This window comes from Bacillus sp. LSHTCR4 (genome assembly GCF_057197025.1).
The window spans coordinates 486,572-505,245 of the sequence record NZ_JBXUNO010000003.1 but is presented as its reverse complement, the minus strand read 5'-3'; the positions used below and the strand labels follow the sequence as shown (position 1 = coordinate 505,245).

Annotated in this window: 15 protein-coding genes; 11 read left to right on the top strand and 4 right to left on the bottom strand. The window is 35.1% G+C overall.

The window, feature by feature from the left end; genetic code table 11:
* Window positions 1-44 precede the first annotated feature (44 nt).
* Entirely contained in the window at window positions 45-1,061 is a 1,017-nt protein-coding gene (gene galE / locus AC2CGR_RS22040) for a UDP-glucose 4-epimerase GalE (protein ID WP_087968527.1), read from the top strand.
* Between the two features lie 150 nt (window positions 1,062-1,211).
* On the opposite strand, the gene AC2CGR_RS22035 is transcribed toward galE, so the two are convergent.
* Window positions 1,212-1,613: a hypothetical protein gene (locus AC2CGR_RS22035; RefSeq protein WP_087968526.1), complete on the bottom strand. Its 402-nt coding sequence runs from the start codon at window positions 1,611-1,613 to the stop codon at window positions 1,212-1,214.
* Between the two features lie 426 nt (window positions 1,614-2,039).
* On the opposite strand from AC2CGR_RS22035, the gene AC2CGR_RS22030 reads away from it, so the two are divergent.
* Together AC2CGR_RS22030 and AC2CGR_RS22025 are read left to right on the top strand one after the other, a co-directional pair.
* Complete coding sequence (locus AC2CGR_RS22030; protein WP_000542569.1) at window positions 2,040-2,630, top strand: AmiS/UreI family transporter; 591 nt, start codon at window positions 2,040-2,042, stop codon at window positions 2,628-2,630.
* Window positions 2,631-2,735: 105 nt separating this feature from the next.
* On the top strand, window positions 2,736-3,617 hold the full coding sequence (locus AC2CGR_RS22025) for an NAD-dependent epimerase/dehydratase family protein (RefSeq protein ID WP_484481143.1): 882 nt from the start codon (window positions 2,736-2,738) through the stop codon (window positions 3,615-3,617).
* 88 nt (window positions 3,618-3,705) lie between these two features.
* On the opposite strand, the gene sodA is transcribed toward AC2CGR_RS22025, so the two are convergent.
* A complete protein-coding gene (gene sodA, locus AC2CGR_RS22020) occupies window positions 3,706-4,332 on the bottom strand; it encodes a superoxide dismutase [Mn] (RefSeq protein WP_270184623.1) in 627 nt (208 codons plus the stop codon).
* A gap of 215 nt (window positions 4,333-4,547) precedes the next feature.
* On the opposite strand from sodA, the gene AC2CGR_RS22015 reads away from it, so the two are divergent.
* Both AC2CGR_RS22015 and AC2CGR_RS22010 read left to right on the top strand, forming a co-directional pair.
* Complete coding sequence (locus AC2CGR_RS22015) at window positions 4,548-5,618, top strand: nitric oxide synthase oxygenase (RefSeq protein WP_087968523.1); 1,071 nt, start codon at window positions 4,548-4,550, stop codon at window positions 5,616-5,618.
* Between the two features lie 363 nt (window positions 5,619-5,981).
* A complete protein-coding gene (locus AC2CGR_RS22010) occupies window positions 5,982-7,550 on the top strand; it encodes a BCCT family transporter (protein ID WP_484481142.1) in 1,569 nt (522 codons plus the stop codon).
* Between the two features lie 112 nt (window positions 7,551-7,662).
* Here the strand turns inward: AC2CGR_RS22010 and AC2CGR_RS22005 are convergent, their stop codons facing one another.
* Window positions 7,663-8,961 carry an MFS transporter gene (locus AC2CGR_RS22005; RefSeq protein WP_001103433.1) on the bottom strand — a complete coding sequence of 433 codons (1,299 nt, stop codon included), beginning with the start codon at window positions 8,959-8,961 and terminating at the stop codon, window positions 7,663-7,665.
* A gap of 328 nt (window positions 8,962-9,289) precedes the next feature.
* Here AC2CGR_RS22005 and lytS point away from each other — a divergent pair, with 328 nt between their 5' ends.
* The 6 genes from lytS to msrB all read left to right on the top strand — a co-directional run bounded on the left by lytS (window position 9,290) and on the right by msrB (window position 15,495).
* Complete coding sequence (gene lytS, locus AC2CGR_RS22000) at window positions 9,290-11,059, top strand: two-component system sensor histidine kinase LytS (protein ID WP_087968521.1); 1,770 nt, start codon at window positions 9,290-9,292, stop codon at window positions 11,057-11,059.
* A complete protein-coding gene (locus AC2CGR_RS21995; protein WP_087968520.1) occupies window positions 11,037-11,777 on the top strand; it encodes a LytR/AlgR family response regulator transcription factor in 741 nt (246 codons plus the stop codon). The genes lytS and AC2CGR_RS21995 overlap by 23 nt, the downstream gene beginning before the upstream one ends.
* A gap of 132 nt (window positions 11,778-11,909) precedes the next feature.
* Complete coding sequence (gene lrgA / locus AC2CGR_RS21990; protein WP_000104901.1) at window positions 11,910-12,341, top strand: antiholin-like murein hydrolase modulator LrgA; 432 nt, start codon at window positions 11,910-11,912, stop codon at window positions 12,339-12,341.
* 35 nt (window positions 12,342-12,376) lie between these two features.
* Window positions 12,377-13,069, top strand: a complete 693-nt coding sequence (gene lrgB, locus AC2CGR_RS21985; RefSeq protein WP_000168869.1) for an antiholin-like protein LrgB — start codon at window positions 12,377-12,379, stop codon at window positions 13,067-13,069.
* A 326-nt stretch (window positions 13,070-13,395) separates the two neighbouring features.
* The gene (locus AC2CGR_RS21980) at window positions 13,396-14,430 is read left to right on the top strand and encodes an AI-2E family transporter (protein ID WP_001977228.1); all 1,035 of its coding nucleotides are present in this window, start codon (window positions 13,396-13,398) and stop codon (window positions 14,428-14,430) included.
* A 99-nt stretch (window positions 14,431-14,529) separates the two neighbouring features.
* A complete protein-coding gene (gene msrB / locus AC2CGR_RS21975) occupies window positions 14,530-15,495 on the top strand; it encodes a peptide-methionine (R)-S-oxide reductase MsrB (protein ID WP_087968519.1) in 966 nt (321 codons plus the stop codon).
* A 27-nt stretch (window positions 15,496-15,522) separates the two neighbouring features.
* Here msrB and AC2CGR_RS21970 read toward each other — a convergent pair whose 3' ends face one another.
* Complete coding sequence (locus AC2CGR_RS21970; RefSeq protein WP_087968518.1) at window positions 15,523-18,639, bottom strand: efflux RND transporter permease subunit; 3,117 nt, start codon at window positions 18,637-18,639, stop codon at window positions 15,523-15,525.
* Window positions 18,640-18,674: the final 35 nt, after the last annotated feature.

Sequence of the window (18,674 nt, the reverse complement as noted above, 5' to 3'; positions counted from 1 at the left end):
GGTTATAAAATTTTATAATTAATAATTAGTGGGGGACTATATATATGGCGATACTTATAACGGGTGGAGCAGGATATATCGGTAGTCATACATGTATAGAATTATTAAATAATAATTATAAAATTATAGTTGTAGATAATCTTTCAAATAGTTCAATCGAATCTTTAAATCGAGTAAAGGAAATAACAGGAAAACAATTTGAATTTTATAAAGAAGATGTTTTAAATCGTGAAAAAATGAATGAGATTTTTTTAGAAAATAACATTGAAGCGGTTATACATTTTGCTGGGTTTAAAGCAGTGGGGGAATCTACTACAATTCCACTTACATATTATTATAATAATATAATAAGTACGATCGTACTATGTGATGTGATGCAAAAACATAATGTTAAAAATTTTATTTTTAGCTCATCTGCAACTGTATATGGAATTCCCAAAACATCACCAATTACAGAAGAATTTCCGCTGAGTGTGACAAATCCGTATGGGCAAACAAAATTAATGATTGAGCAAATTATGCGTGATGTAGCAAAGGCTGATGATGAGTGGAGTATTGCGTTACTTCGTTATTTTAATCCATTTGGAGCACATCAAAGTGGCCGTATCGGAGAAGATCCAAATGGGATTCCGAACAATTTAATGCCATATGTAACGCAAGTAGCGATAGGTAAGTTAAAGGAGCTAAATATATTCGGAAACGATTATCCAACGAAAGATGGGACGGGTGTCCGTGATTATATTCACGTTGTTGACCTTGCAAAAGGACATGTAAAGGCACTTGAGAAAGTACTTAAGACGAAAGGAATCGAAGCGTATAACCTTGGCACAGGTAAAGGGTATAGTGTATTGGAGATGGTAAAAGCTTTTGAGAAGGTTTCGGGTAAAAAAATACCTTATAAAGTGATAGGGCGTCGTCCTGGTGATGTAGCAATCTGTTTTGCTGATGTATCTAAGGCGAAACGAGAATTAGGATGGGAAGCGGAATATGGGTTAGAAGAGATGTGTGTAGATTCTTGGAGATGGCAAGTAAATAATAAAAATGGCTACCAAATGATTTAGGGTAGCTAGTAAAGCATGCTCTTATTATGTTGCTTGAGGTCAGTAATATGTTCATTTTAGGAAAGAGAATGTAATAAAATATTACTGACCATAGCGTTTGAATAGTAACTAGTTATATATAATATAAATTGGCGATAGAGAAAAGAACCTTTAATGAATGCGAACAAGTTGTTTATGAAATACTGTATTACCTTCTTGACTTGTATAAGGTGGTACGCTTCGTCCGAAACAATTTGCAATAATATTGGAATGAGTAGGATAAGAAATACGAATTTCATACAAATTAATTGCTTCGTCTAGATTAGCATAAAACACTGCTAGGTTGTTGCCTTGTAAAAGATAGGGGAATTCTACTACTGTATCTTCACCAATTAGTACAGGTAATTTTACAGGATTAGAATACTTAGACCAATCCCACACTTCTATATTTACATAGTGTGCATAATATGCATCTAAATTTACAATGTTTATTACTGCTGAAACTGTTGCAGGCTCTCTTGTTAATACACCTGTTGAATGAATAACAGATTGATGTGGATAATGAAGAGGCATAAATATCAGACCTTTCTAATTTAATATGATTGTACAATATTCTATGCAGATCATTAATAGAATGAGATAGGGAAAATGCATTATTCTATTAATTTTTTATAGAAATAAAAAATGTAATATTGAATAATATTTCAATACTTGTATCATTGTTAAAGTGCGTTTATAATCAAATAATCCTATTAGCTTTTTGATTAAGTTACGCATTATTGAAAGCGTTTTTATTGAGTGATACATTTTGATGGAAAACGTTACTGTATGACATATATGAAAAGGATTTTTTTATTGTTTTTTAAGGTAGGAAGTCTGACTTATTTTCGAAAAAACTTTGTATGTAGTTGTAAGTAAGAAGGAGAATAAGGAATAATATAATTTTTACAAGATAGGGAGGGTACAGTGTGAAAATATAAGGTTTTCACATGAGGATATATGGGTTATGTAGGATTATTACTTTCGGGTGCAGCTTTATTTTTAAATAGTCTTGTTATATTAGGAAAAGCAGAGATGAAAAGTGCGGGTGTTTTTAATTTATTTGTGGGTGCACTACAAATTATTATTCCGTTCTATTTGATCATGATTTCTGACCAAAGCAATTGGACAGTGTATTCATATGCAGCTACTTTCTTATTTGGATTAACCTATTTATATGTAGGTGTTACCTTTATAAAAGGAATGGATAGTAGCGGTCTAGGATGGTTTTGTATTTGGGTAGCAATTATTGCTTTATTCTATATGGTTGTTTCATTTGTTCAATTCCACGATGTTGTTAATGCGTTAACGTGGTTTATGTGGGCATTACTTTGGTATTTATTCTTTGTATTAAATACACAAAAAAAGAACATCAATCAATATCTTGGCAGGATTGCCTTTGTACAATCATGGGTAACATTGACGTTACCTTCACTCTTTTATTTTATGGGAGTATGGGGAGAGGGATTCGTATATGAATTATGGGTTTATGTATCTGTAATTTCTATTTTATACTTCTGTTATTGTATTTATAAATATCGAGTACGTTAATATATTTTTTGTAGAAAAGCATGGAATCGTTAAACGAATTCCATGCTTTTTATATGTTAGCACTTATAATAGAGAGGTAGTATTTTACAATTTTCTAAAATGGGGATGATGAAGTTGAAAAAAGTATTGGTGCTAGGTGGAACAAGATTTTTTGGTAAACATTTAGTAGAAGTACTTTTGCAAGGGGGGCACGATGTAACGATTGCGACGAGAGGAATTACAGAAGATTCTTTTGGAAGTGCAGTAAAAAGGCTTATCGTAGATAGAGAAGATGAAAAACAACTAGCAGAGCGTCTAGAAGATAAAAGGTATGATATTGTATACGATAATTTATGCTATAGCTCGAATGCAGCGAAGATAATATGTGAAGTGTTACGAGGGAAAACGAAGAAATATGTTATGACATCTTCAATGGCCGTCTATGAACCTGCACTAAGCTTATCAGAAGAAGACTTCAATCCGTACGAGTATGCAATCGTGTATGGAGATAGGAATGACTTCAATTATGGTGAAGGAAAGAGATTAGCCGAAGCCGTTGTATTTCAACAAGCAACATTCCCAGTTGTTGCAGTTCGTTTTCCGGTTGTTATTGGAGAAAACGATTATACGAAAAGGTTACAATTTTACGTTGAACATATCGTGAGAGAAGAACCTGTCGCAGTGAATCATCTAGATGGAAAGTTGTCGTTTATACATGAAGAAGAAGCAGGGGGATTTTTAGCTTGGTGCGGGATGAAAGACATAGAAGGGCCAATTAATGCTTGTAGCAACGGTGTAGTTTCTGCTCGGGACATGATTCATTTCATAGAAGAAACTACGGGAATAAAAGCACTTGTTCAAGAAGCAGGAGACAATGTAGCACCTTATAATGAAGTGACTAATTGTACATTACATAATGGAAAAGCTAATGAATTAGGATTCCCGTTCCAAGAGTTGAAAATAGAAATGGAAAAAGTATTACGTTATTACATACATGCAATGAAATAATCATAAATCCCCCGGTGGCAATCCGGGGGATTCTGGAGGATTTCGACAATACTAATTTTACATTACCAAACTTACCTTATACGCACGACTAATGTTTTTGTGATTGAATTGCTTGTAAATACTTTTCATTTACCCGGTCCCAGTTCACTGTATGCCACCAGTTGGTAACAAATTCTGGGCGACGATTTTGGTACTTTAAATAATAGGCATGTTCCCATACATCAATGACGAGTAATGGAATCTTACCCTCTTGTAAAGGTGTATCTTGATTAGGTGTACTCATTACAGTAAGTTCTTCACCATCAAGGACAAGCCAGCCATAACCACTTCCAAAACGGCTAATTGCTGCTTTAGACAGTTGATCTTTTAAGTTGTCAAAGGTATTGAAATAATAATCAATTACTTTTGCAACGTCTCCATTAGGCTCGCCGCCACCACGTGGGCTCATTACTTCCCAAAAAAGACTATGACAATAATGTCCACCACCGTTATTTCTTACAGCTGTAACAATTTCCTTTGGTAAAGTGTCTAAATTACATAGTAATTCTTCTAAAGATTTATTATGTAATTCATAATAGTTTTCTAATGCAGCATTCAAATTATTTACGTATGTCGCATGGTGCTTCCCGTGATGAATAGAAAGTGTATTGCTATCGATATATGGCTCTAGTTCATCATAGTCATATGAGAGCTTTGGCAATTGAAATGAAGACATGACATTACCTCCTTTCCCTCTAAAAGTTGGTCTGGGTAAAAATAATTTACCTGAGTCAAAAATACACCTATTTTTTATACAAGTCAATAGTAATCCCTTTAATTTTCTGAAAAATATTACAATAAAAGTAACACTTCGACTTTCATTTGTGACTCTTATTCTTTTTGCTTATACTGTAAAGTAGAACGTTTTGTTGAAATAGAAGGAGATCGTTTATGAGTAAAACGAAACAATTAATAGAGGAAGCGAGTCATTTTATTACGATTTGCTATAAAGAGCTTAATAAAGAACAATTCATAGAAGAACGTATGAAAGAAATTCAAGCTGAGATAGAGAAGACAGGGACGTATGAACATACATTTGAAGAACTTGTTCACGGATCGCGAATAGCATGGCGCAATAGTAATCGATGTATCGGAAGACTATTTTGGAGTAAGATGCACATATTAGATGCACGTGAAGTAAATGATGAGGAAGGTGTATATAATGCATTGATTCATCATATTAAATATGCAACGAACGAAGGAAAAGTGAAACCGACAATTACAATTTTTAAGCAATATCAAGGTGAAGAAAATAATATACGAATTTATAATCATCAATTAATTCGATATGCAGGATATAAAACAGAAATGGGATTGATTGGTGACTCTCATTCCACTGCGTTTACAGATTTTTGTCAGGAACTTGGCTGGCAAGGAGAAGGCACGAATTTTGATGTATTGCCACTTGTGTTTTCTATAGATGGAAAAGCGCCTATATATAAAGAAATTCCGAAAGAAGAAGTAAAAGAAGTTTCAATTGAACATCCAGAATACCCGATTTCATCACTTGGAGCAAAATGGTATGGGGTTCCAATGATTTCAGATATGCGCTTAGAAATTGGCGGTATTTCCTATACAGCAGCTCCGTTTAATGGATGGTATATGGGAACAGAGATTGGGGCACGTAACTTAGCAGATCATGATCGTTATAATTTACTTCCGGCAGTTGCGGAAATGATGGATTTGGATACATCGAGAAATGGTACGTTATGGAAAGACAAGGCGTTAGTTGAATTAAACGTGGCTGTTTTATATTCCTTTAAAAAACAAGGGGTTAGTATTGTTGACCATCATACTGCGGCACAACAATTTCAGCAATTTGAGAAGCAAGAAGCTGCCTGTGGTCGTGTTGTAACGGGCAATTGGGTGTGGCTCATTCCGCCGTTATCTCCAGCCACCACCCATATTTATCATAAACCGTATCCGAATGAGATTTTGAAGCCGAATTTCTTTCATAAATAGTTTGTAGTATAGGACATTTTCTATCAAAATATAAATTTTTTTAATTACTGTTACGTAGCAAATGGAAGCCTTTACTATCGGTTATTTTTGGAAGAGGCTTTTTGAACCAAGGAGTTCCTTATGTTATAATCAAATTTCTGTTTCGAAGACCTTATAGAAATATAAGGTCTTTTATTTTGCTTTTTTATGTAACAGGAATAGAAATTTTCTTTTAAATAAGGGATTTAGCATATTTTTAGGGACAACATAAGTGTGTAGAAAATAGATGAATTATTATGCTTATATAATCATTGTGTTTTGGTTGTAAACAATAAAACATAATAAAGTTGTTTTTTTAGATTGCTGAGGAAGGAGGAAGTGTAAATGAGGATGAAGAGTCGAAAAACGGATTGGCCTGTATTTCTTATTAGTGGTGGCTCACTTTTATTATTTGTAATTGCGGTTTTTTTAAATAAAAGTTACGTAGAGGGAGTCATTAATAGCAGTTTTGCAGCTTCAATTAAATATTTTGGTGCCTTTTGGCAAGTTTTATTAATTGGTACATTTATTGTTGCAATGTGTATGGCGTTCTCGAAATATGGGAGAGTTAAACTTGGGGGGCTAGAGAAACCTGAGATTAGTACGACAAAATGGCTCGCTATTATTATGTCTACATTACTTGCCGGAGGTGGCGTTTTTTGGGCAGCAGCAGAGCCAATGTACCACTTGATGACGGTACCACCAATACATGAAGGTATATCCGCTGGAACGAAAGAAGCGGTAATGCCTGCTTTAGCACAAAGTTATATGCACTGGGGTTTCCTGGCTTGGACAATTTTAGGTACAATTAGTGCAGTAGTTATGATGTATGGGCATTACCATAAGGGTATGCCGTTAAAACCTCGAACGCTTTTATATCCTATTTTCGGTGAGAAATTGCGAAAGAGTTGGCTTGGAACGATGATTGATGTGTTTGCAATTATTGCGGTAGCTGCAGGGACAATTGGTCCAATCGGATTTTTAGGATTACAAGCAAGTTATGGATTACAAGCATTGTTTGGAATTCCTGATGTGTTTACTACTCAATTAGCCATTATTGTTTGTGTAGTAGCTGTTTCTACTATATCTGCGGTAACAGGAATTGATAAAGGGATTCAAATTATAAGTAATTTAAATGTTAGGTTAGCAGTTTTATTAATGGTATTCGTATTACTGTTTGGACCAGGTGGATTTATTATTGATTCATTTGTTTCTTCGTTTGGATTTTATATAAATGAATTTATTCCAATGAGCACATATCGTGGGGATACAGGTTGGTTAGGATCATGGACAATCTTTTTCTGGGGATGGTTTATTGGATATGGACCGATGATGGCAATTTTAGTGAGCCGAATTTCAAGAGGGAGAACGATTCGAGAAATCATCGTTGCGATTGGAATTATTGCACCTATTATTACAACGTTTTGGTTTACTATACTAGGGGGATCAGGCGTGTTTTATGAGTTAATGAAGCCTGGTTCTATCTCAAGCGCATTAAGTGAATCTGGTATGCCAGCGGCTATGATTGCAATTACAGAGCAACTGCCATTTTCTCATATTATTGGACCTGCATTTCTTTTATTAACAATTTTATTTGTAGTGACAACGGGAGATTCAATGGCGTATTCAATTTCAATGGCAGTGACTGGAGATGGAGATCCTAGAATTAGTTTGCGAGTTTTTTGGTCGCTTATTATGGGAACAGTTGCAGCGATTCTTTTATACATGGGTGAGGGAAGTATTAATGCATTGCAATCATTCATCGTAGTAACAGCTGTTCCAGTATCCGTTCTATTGTTCCCAATGCTATGGCTAGCGCCTAAAGTTGCAGGGGAACTAGCATTAAAACAAGGGATTGTAAAAGAAGAAGAGAAAACTTCTTTCTTGTTCCAAAAAGCTAGTAGATCAAAATAAATAATTGTATATTTTATATTAAAAGAGGAAGCATTTCATTTGAGATGCTTCCTCTTTGCTACTTATATAACTACCTTTCTTGAAGGAAGATCGTACACTGTGCAGTTTCCATCTATTCTAATACTTTATCTTTCGTCTCTGGGACACATAATAGCATTGTAACTAAACCGATTGGATAGATAATGAAGATAAGAGATAATGCTCCCATTAAATTACCACCTGCAGCAAGTAATCCGATAATAACAGGTCCAAAACCAGCTAAACCACGTCCAGTACCGAAAATAAAGTTTTCTGCTGTAGAGCGAGCTTCAGCAGGATAGTTTTCAGCTAAAATTGCTCCGAATCCTCCCATCATACCATTGGCAAAGAATCCAAGCAATGCGCTTCCCCATAACAATAATGTTGAGTCTGTGAATAAGAAGAAGTAAATGAGACAGTATACAGTACCACCGACATAATAGATTGTAAAAGTTTTACGGCGACCAATTTTATCGGCTAGAATACCAAAAATTGCAATACCAATTAACATACCGATTGTAGAAATGAACATCCAACCACTTGCTTTTGCTAATGTGTAGTTATATTTATTTGCTAAAATAGTTGGCATCCATGTAAAGATGCCATAATATCCGAAGTTCTGGATGAATGACATAATAATAAGGCCAATAGTTGTTATTGTTACTTTTTTATTTGCAAATAGCTTTCGAAGTGGGAACTTTTTCATTTGTTTTAGTTGTTCAGCCTCAGTAGTTGTTAAACTACCTTCAGCCTCTTTTTGTAACAATTCTTTTTTGTATCGTTGTTTTTGTTCCCATATTTTCGGTTCACTTAAACTTTTTCGTACATAAACAGCTAATAAAGCGGGAATAAGTCCAAATAGGAAAACGGCTCTCCATCCAAAATGCGGGACGATAAATGCTGGAAGGAGTGAAGCGACTAGTACGCCAAATTGCCATCCAAGTGCAACAACGGATGTCGCCTTAGCACGCATTTCTTTAGACCATGTTTCAGTTACGATGGCCATTCCAATCCCGAATTCACCACCAACTCCCATTCCCACTAAAAAGCGAAGAATTAATAATTGCCAATAATCTGTTGCGAAATAAATAAGTGCTGTTGCGAGTGAAAATAGTAAGATTGTGAAGGCCATCGTACGAATACGCCCAAATAAATCAGCAATAAATCCAAATAAATAAGACCCAATTAGCATTCCTATTGTGGTAGCTAAAGTTAAGTTTCCACCTTCAACAGGGCTTAAATGAAATTCTTTTAAAATGTAGACGAGTACGAAAGATAAGAGCAACATATCTAAGCCTTCTGCTGCATATCCTAGCGCAGACCCAAATAATGTTTTATATCTTTTCTCTTTCGTTTCCTCTGTTGTTGATTGTACATCAGTAGTGACGTTCATCATTACTCCTCCTTATTTTCTTCTACAGTCGCTATGGAAGAATAACAAAAGGCCTTCTCACCTGATACGATGAGAAGGCCAAAAAAGCATACGTATTCCTAAAAAAGGCCATACGTATAGTATATTCCGACTTCCTTCTCAACCTCACGGGGTTGGGTTAAAGGACTGTATTATATTACTTTATTTTTAGCACTCTTCTATTAGATTGTCAAATAAAGAGGGGATTGTTATGTACAAAATATTTCAAAAGATATTTCGTTCTTCTTGACGCCCACTTCATTATTTTCCCATAATAAAACTAACTCATATAAAAAGGAATGAATCACAGATGCTAAATTTAGTACTTATGATGATTGAACGTGTCGGACTTATTGTTATTTTAGGGTTTTTACTTTCGCATATTAAAACGTTCAGGCGTCTTCTTCATAAGCAAGACGGATATGTAGATAAGCTTAAGCTTATTTGTATTTTTTCGGTGTTTACAATTGTAAGCAATTACACAGGAATTGAAATAGCAGGAAATACGATTATGAATGAAAATTGGCTACAGGGTGTTTCTTCATCAAGCACAATCGCGAATACACGTATTATGGGTGTTGGAATTAGTGGATTGCTCGGCGGACCTATCGTCGGAATTGGAGTAGGATCAATTGCTGGTATTCACCGCTATATGCTTGGCGGGACGACGGCGCTAAGTTGTGCAATCTCTTCAATTTTAGCAGGCGTTATAACTGGTTATATCGGATACATTTTTAAAAAATATAACCGTACAATTACACCTAAGTTTTCAGCGATTTTAAGTGTTTTTATCGTTTCTTTAGAAATGATTATGATCCTATTAATTGTAGAGGATGGAATGAGCATTGTGAAAACAATTGCGATACCAATGATCCTTGTAAATAGTTTTGGAAGTTTTATTTTACTTTCTATGATACAAGCTATTTTGCGTCAGGAAGAGAACGCAAAGGCACTTCAGACTCATAAGGTATTACGTATTGCAGATAAAACGTTACCATATTTTCGCCAAGGCTTAACAGAAGAATCGTGTAAGCATGTGGCACAAATTATTCACCGCTTTACAGGAACAGATGCGGTATCCTTAACAGATACAGAGAAAATATTAGCTCATGTTGGATTAGCATCAGATCACCATATTCCTTCACATAGTTTAATAACTGGTTTGTCGAAAGAAGTGTTACACACAGGGAAAATAATGAAAGCAAAATCACGTGAGGTTATTAATTGTCAACATGAAGGCTGCCCTTTGCAAGCGGCGATTGTTATTCCACTAACTTCACATGGAAATACAATAGGGACATTAAAACTGTATTTCAAAAATCCTAACCAGTTAAGTCGTGTGGAAGAGGAATTAGCAGAAGGATTAGCAAAAATATTCTCTACACAACTTGAATTAGGTGAAGCTGAGTTACAAAGTAAATTATTGCAAGATGCGGAAATAAAGGCATTACAAGCACAAATTAACCCGCATTTTTTATTTAATGCGATTAATACAGTATCAGCTTTATGCCGAACAGATGTAGAAAAAGCAAGGAAGTTATTATTACAGCTTAGCGTATATTTCCGTTGTAATTTGCAAGGGGCACGTCAGTTATTGATTCCACTAGAACAAGAATTAAACCATGTACAGGCATACTTATCGCTAGAACAAGCAAGGTTTCCAAATAAGTATGAAGTAAAGATGTATATTGAGGATGAGCTAAAGGCAACTTTAGTACCACCATTTGTTCTTCAACTATTGGTTGAAAATGCGTTGCGACACGCCTTTCCGAAGAAGCAACCAGTATGCGAAGTGGAAGTGCATGTTTTTGAAAAAGAGGGTATGGTTCATTTTGAAGTAAAAGATAATGGGCAGGGAATTGAGGAAGAACGTTTAGAACAATTAGGTAAGATGGTAGTTTCGTCAAAGAAAGGGACTGGAACAGCTTTATATAATATTAATGAACGTCTTATTGGGTTATTTGGGAAAGAAACGATGCTTCATATTGAAAGTGAATTAAATGAGGGGACAGAAGTTACTTTTGTTATTCCAAAAAAAGTAGGGGAGGAAGAGCAGATTGTTAAAAGTACTAGTAGTTGATGATGAAATGTTAGCACGTGATGAACTAAAGTATTTATTAGAGAGAACGAAGGAAGTTGAGATAATTGGTGAGGCTGATTGTGTAGAGGACGCATTAGAAGAGTTAATGAAAAACAAACCAGATATTGTTTTCCTAGACATTCAGTTATCTGATGATAACGGATTTGAAATCGCGAATATATTAAAGAAGATGAAAAATCCACCTGCAATTGTATTTGCTACTGCATACGATCAGTATGCGTTGCAAGCATTTGAAGTAGACGCGTTAGACTATATTTTAAAGCCATTTGATGAAGAACGTATTGTACAAACATTAAAGAAGTATAAAAAACAAAAACAAGCGCAAATAGAAACAAAGCAAGAAATAAAAGGAACAGATGTAACGGCAGAGATGCATAAATTAGCATTACCAATTGAAGAATCAATCGTACTTGTTAATATTGAAGATATTGTATATGTAGGACTTGTAGATGGGAAAGTGACAGTAAAAACAATGAGGGAAACGTATGTAACACACGATACACTTGTGATTTTGGAAAAGAAGTTGCCACAAGCAAGTTTTATGCGTGTTCATCGCAGTTTTATTGCAAATATTAATCACATTACTGAAATTCAGCCATGGTTCAACTCTACTTATAATTTAATTATGAAAGAAGGATCAAAAGTACCTGTTAGTCGTACATATGCAAAAGAACTCAAGAGGCTGCTTCGTATTTAAGAAGCAGCTTTTGTATTTCATCCTTTTATATCTGTAATTGATTCTGTATATTTGACGTTCTGTTATGTAAACGCTTACTTTAATGATTATATCTTATACAATAAAGGTACCAAATCGAAAGAGGTGGCCAAAATGAGTACGAAAAAAGTATATAGTTTCTTATCACAAGCATTCATATTCTCAGCTATTATGTTAATTTCTAATATTATTGCAACACATTTACCAATTCCGATGCCTTCATCAGTGATCGGATTAGTCATTTTATTTAGTCTACTATGTTTAAAGGTTATTAAATTGGAACAAGTTGAATCACTTGGAACAGCTTTAACAGGTATTATCGGATTCCTTTTCGTCCCATCAGGTATTTCAGTTATTAATTCTCTTGGTGTAATGGGACAATATTTTGTACAAATTTTAACTGTAATTGTTGTCGCAACAGTTATTTTACTCGCTGTAACAGGATTATTTGCACAATTTATTTTAGGAAAAGATGAAAAAGAAACAGAAGATACAAAAGAATTGAAAGTAGTAAATAAAGGACGCAAGCACGGAAAAGTTGCGTAACCATTGCATTTATATATTGTTAGGAGGTAATGAACATGGCAAGCACAATGACTCCATATTTCGGAATCGTCGTTTCATTAATCGCATACGGAATCGGAACATTATTGTTTAAGCATTCAAAAGGCTTCTTCTTATTTACACCGTTATTCGTAGCAATGGTTTTAGGAATTGTCTTTCTAAAAGTAGGTAATTTTACTTTCGAAGAGTATAATACTGGTGGAAAAATGATTAGCTTCTTCTTAGAACCAGCAACAATCGCCTTTGCAATTCCATTATATAAACAAGTTGATAAGTTAAAAAAATATTGGTGGCAAATTTTATCGGCTATCGTGGTTGGATCTATTTGCTCAGTAATTGTCGTGTTTATTGTTGCAAAAGCAATTGGTCTAGATACAGCAGTAATGAATTCAATGTTACCACAAGCAGCGACAACAGCAATTGCGTTACCAATCTCTGAAAGTATTGGTGGTATACCAGCAATTACATCGTTTGCAGTAATCTTTAACGCAGTTATCGTATACGCATTAGGAGCATTATTCTTAAAAACATTTAGAGTGAAACATCCAATTGCAAAAGGTTTAGCACTTGGAACAGCAGGTCACGCATTAGGAGTGGCAGTAGGAATTGAAATGGGTGAAGTAGAGGCAGCTATGGCAAGTATTGCTGTAACAGTAGTTGGAGTTGTAACAGTAGTTGTCATACCGATGTTTATGCCATTCATTGGATAGTAAAACTTACTTAAAAAAATGAGAAAAGCAAGCTATTTGTAGGACAGATTTCTACTGATAGCTTGCTTTTTATGTTACAGTAGTGGTAAGACCTATTGTGACAAAATGTAAGTTTCCTTAAATCTTCATTAATACTGTGTAGAATACGTTTTGAATTAGGTCATTGTATTGTAAAATAAGAAGTAAGCTACTATAGATCTGCTAAGGTAGGCGTATAATGAGCTTATAAAAATCTTAATATGAATGAATAATTAAAAGTAGAAAAGAGAGAAAAATCTACTTATTAACGTTTTACTTTATAGGACAGGAGAGAGTACTCGTCGATTATGCAAATAAAAAACCTGTTTCAAAGCAAAGGATTTCAGAGGTTACTCGTATTAGTAATACTTGCTCTCGTATTATATGGGCTGCAAAGTATGTTGAATTTAATATTAATTACGTTTATTCTTACGTATTTAATGGATCGATTCCAAAAGTTTATTTCTCGTAAATTAGACCACTTTATGCCCATTAATCGAAAGCTCGTTATAGCATTTCTGTATGTCATGTTAATTGGCGGAATTGCTATTACGCTATTTAAATATTTACCAGTATTAACGATACAAATTTCACAATTGATTTATCAATTTAACGTATTTTTAAGAAACCCACCGGATAGTGAATTAATTAAGTATGCAGTTAATGCTGTTAATCATATGGAACTTTCGAAGTATGTAGGACAAGGCGTTGACATTTTGTATAAATCGATTACGAATGTTGGGAAATTTGGCCTTCAAGTGTTACTTTCTTTAATTTTAAGTTTATTTTTCTTATTGGAGAAAGCTCGTATCGTTGCTTTTACTGCAAAATTTAAAGAAAGCCGACTTGCAATTTTTTATACTGAAATCGAGTACTTCGGTAAGAAATTTGCACGTTCATTCGGAAAAGTAATCGAAGCACAATTTTTAATTGCTGTTGTTAACTGTGTTCTATCTGTTATTGCACTATGGATATTAGGATTCCCACAATTATTAGGTTTAGCATTAATGATCTTCTTACTCGGTTTAATTCCAGTAGCTGGGGTTATCATTTCGTTATTCCCGCTTTGTATGATTGCTTACAATATCGGCGGTATTATGTACGTGGTTTATATTTTAGTTATCGTAACAGTCATTCATGCGCTTGAAAGTTACGTGTTAAATCCGAAGTTTATGTCGCAAAAAACAAATTTACCGATTTTCTATACATTTATGGTATTAATCTTCTCAGAACACTTCTTGGGTGTATGGGGATTAATTATCGGTATTCCAATCTTCATTTTCTTATTAGATGTCTTAGATGTGACAAGTGATGAAATGGAGAAGGATGTTGGAAAAAAATAAAGTGAAGAAGAAAAAGCATCGATGTTCGATGCTTTTTCTTTTATAACATGATGTTTCTTATGCCATACTGTAAGGAGAAGATAGAATAGGGGTGAAGTAATGGCTGTAAATGAAAAGGTAGAGTTAGCTACATTTGCTGGAGGGTGTTTCTGGTGTATGGTTTCGCCATTTGAAGAGATGGAAGGAATTATAAAGGTTGTTTCTGGCTATACAGGTGGTCATAAAGAGAATCCAACATATAAAGAAGTATGTTCAGAAACGACGGGACATTATGAGGCAGTACAAATTACATTTGATGCAAATAAAATGCCGTATGAGGAGTTATTAAATATATATTGGAGACAAATTGATCCGACTGATGTAGGTGGGCAATTCCACGATCGGGGACAGTCTTACGAAACAGTGATTTTTTATCATAATGAAGAACAACATAAAAAAGCAGAGGCTTCAAAAGAAGAGCTTGCAAAGAGTGGGCGCTTTTCAAAGCCGATTGCGACAAAAATATTGCCAGCTGCTACGTTTTATCCGGCGGAGGAATATCACCAAGGATATCATAGGAAAAATGAATTCCGCTACGAGTTATACCGTAAGGGCTCAGGGCGAGATGCGTTTATTAAGCGACATTGGCCAAAAGATAATGCTCATTTAAAAGAAAAACTCAATGAAATGCAGTTTTATGTAACACAGGAAAATGGAACGGAACCACCATTTCGAAATGAGTATTGGAATCATAAAGAAGAAGGTCTTTATGTAGATATTGTTTCAGGAGAACCGTTATTTACTTCTCTAGACAAGTTTGATAGTGGATGTGGTTGGCCTAGTTTTACGAAGCCGGTTATGTCAGCAAGTGTGAAAGAAAAGATGGATGTGAGTCATAATATGACGCGCACGGAAGTGAGAAGTAAAGAAGGGGATTCACATCTGGGGCATGTATTTCCAGATGGCCCAGGACCAAATGGGCTTCGCTATTGTATAAATTCAGCAGCTCTTCGATTTATTCCTAAAGAGGAATTAGAGAGAGAAGGCTATGGTGATTTCTTAATCTTGTTCGGAAATCAAAAATAACCTCGCAGTTAGCGAGGTTATTTTTTGTTATTTTGCTTTTTTCTTTTTGAACTTGCTTAATACTTCATAAACGATTGGGACAATAAGAAGTGTTAATAACGTTGAACTTGTTAATCCACCAATTACCGTTACACCAAGTCCCTTAGAAATTAAGCCACTACCTTCAAATCCTAATGCAAGTGGGATAAGAGCCCCGATTGTTGCAATTGCAGTCATTAAAATAGGACGAAGACGTGTTGCGCCAGCTTCTAATAAAGCTTCACGTGTTGATAGACCTTCATTTTCTTTATGAATAACGCGGTCGATAAGCACGATTGCGTTTGTTACAACGATACCGATTAACATAAGCGCACCAATCATTGCAGAGACACTTAATGTTTCGCCAGAGATTAGTAAGGCAACAAGAGCTCCAATAATTGTGAATGGTAGCGAGAATAAAATTGCGAATGGTGCAAGAGCCCCACCAAATGTAACGACAAGAACGAAGTATACAATGGCGATCGCAGCTAACATCGCTAAGCCAAGTTGTTTGAATGATTCTTCAATATCTTTTGTAACGCCTCCCATAGAAACATCTACGCCAGAAGGAAGATCCATTTTATCTACTTCTTTTTGAACAGCGGCAGATGCTTTTGAAACGTCATCAGTTGTTAGTTTTGCACTTACTTCTGCATAAACACGGCCATCGCGGTGTTTCACTGTATTCGAAGTTTCCCCTTCTTTTACAGTCATCACATCTTTCACAGCTACTTCATTACCAAGTGGCGTTGTAATTTTACGATTTGTTAAGTCATCGATTGTTTCATAATTTTGTTTTTCAGCTTCTACATATACATTGACATCTTTACCGTCTTTTTTAATTGTTGTCAGAACAGGGCGATCATGTTGATTAGAAAGTCCCATTCCGATTTGTGCAGCCGTTAGACCCATTTTACTTAGTTTTTCCTGATCTGCGACTAAAGTGTATTCTGCATACGTTTTTGCAATACTAGAGTCTATATCCTTTAAGTCTTTATTTTTCTTCATGATATTTTGAATATCTTTTACGACAGGCTTAATGTCTTCCGAGCTATCCCCGTAAACATATAGTTTGATTTCGTTACTACCGCCACTTGCCCCGAAGTCTTGGTTTTTCCATTCGCCTTTTCCAGACATCTTCTGTAAATCTTTAACGACTTGTTCTTTCTCTTTTTCGAAGTTTTTCGTGTCGTTATCATATTGTACGAAGAACATTGCTTGATTTGATTGACCAGGGCTCATTGGGTTTTCGCCACCTAATGAGAATTGAATTGTTTTGACGTCTTTATTATCTTGGAAGTGCTTCTCAGCTTTCGTTGCAATTTTTTCAACGTCTTCTAACGTTTGACCTGGTTCAGGATTGTACGTTGCAATGATCATTTTTTCTTCTTCAGATGGTAAGAAACTTACACCAATAATTGGCACAAGTGCAAGACTACCAACTAATAGAAGGACAGCAATACTTGATGTAATGATTTTATGATTTAAAGCCCATGCAAGTATGCGTTTGTAACTGTTTGCTAATTTACTTGGTTTTTCTTCATGGTGTACTTCTTTTTCCCTCATGCTCTCTTTTTTAAATAAAGAGTGAGCTAGCATCGGTACGATTGTAACTGCTACTAGTAATGATGCTAATAAAGCGAAGACGATAGTTAAGGCGAATGGTAAGAACATTTCACCAATCATACCTTTTACTAGTCCAAGCGGTAAGAATACAGCAATTGTTACAATGGTAGAAGACATAATTGGGATAAACATTTCTTTCGTAGCTTCACGAATTAAATCTTTCCCTCGTAGTTTCTCTTCTGATAACGACATACGTCGGTAAATATTTTCAATAACAACAATGGAGTCATCCACAACGCGCCCAATAGCGACTGTCATTGCTCCGAGCGTCATAATGTTAAGCGTAATATCCATTTGCTTTATGACTAATACAGCAATTAATAAAGAAAGTGGTATGGAAACGACAGAGATTAATGTTGTTCGGATATTTCGTAGGAACAACATAATAATAACAATCGCAAAGATAGCACCAAAAATGGCTTTACTTAGCATTGTTTCTACTGATTTCTCAATAGGTGCACCTTGGTCGAATGTTGAAATAATCTCTAAGTCTTTATATTTTTTCTCAAGCTCTTTTACTTTATCTTTCACTGCATTTACAACATCAACTGTGTTCGCGTCAGCAGCCTTTACAATTTGAATTCCAATTGCTTCTTTTCCATTTGTTCGAGAAATAGATTCCGCTTTTCCGACTTCCTTAATGTCAGCAATTTCGTCTAATGTAACTGTCGGAATCCCGTTCATAGCGGCTGGATTCATTTGCGGCACTTGTGTACCAGCTCCAGCATTTTGACTACCTTGACCGCTTGCTGATGAAGGAACAGCAGGGATTTTTAATTCTTTTAATGCTTTAATTGTTGTAATATTTCCATCTACAACAACTGATTTTTCTGTGTCTTTAAATGTATATAAGCCAAGTGGTAAAGATATATCCGATCCTTTAATTACATTTTTTACAGTATCTTCACTTAAACCTAATTCTTTCATCTTATCTTTTTTGAAGACAAGTTGTACTTCATCTACTTGTTGACCTGAAATTTGAACAGATGCGACCCCATCAAGTCCTTTTAATCCTGGAACAACATTTTTTTCTACATTTTCAGTTAAGGTAGCTAAAGATTCATTTTTACTTGCTACGCTTAATGAAATAACAGGAAAGGCGTTGAAGTTTACACGTGAAACTTTCGGATCTTTTACGCCTTCTGGCAGTTTCACATTTGTGAGAGCTTCTTTTATTTCTGTTTCAGCTTTTTCCATGTTTTTATCAAAATCATATTCTATCTGAATAGAAGATGCATTTTGAAAAGATGATGAACTAACAACGTTTACACCACTTAAATTTTGCAGTTGCTCTTCCATCGGTTTTGAAACTTTATCAGCTACTTCTTCTGGTGTAGCACCAGGATAAACCGTGGTTACTGTTACAACAGGTGTTGTAATATCAGGAATTGTTTCCAGCTTCATATTCAGCCCAGAATAAATACCTGCAATGGTAACGATAATGGTTAGTAGCCAAACTGCGAACTTATTTTTTAACGAAAAATTAATAATTTTGTTCATGTTTGCGCTCCCTTTATATTATATTGACCAACTGG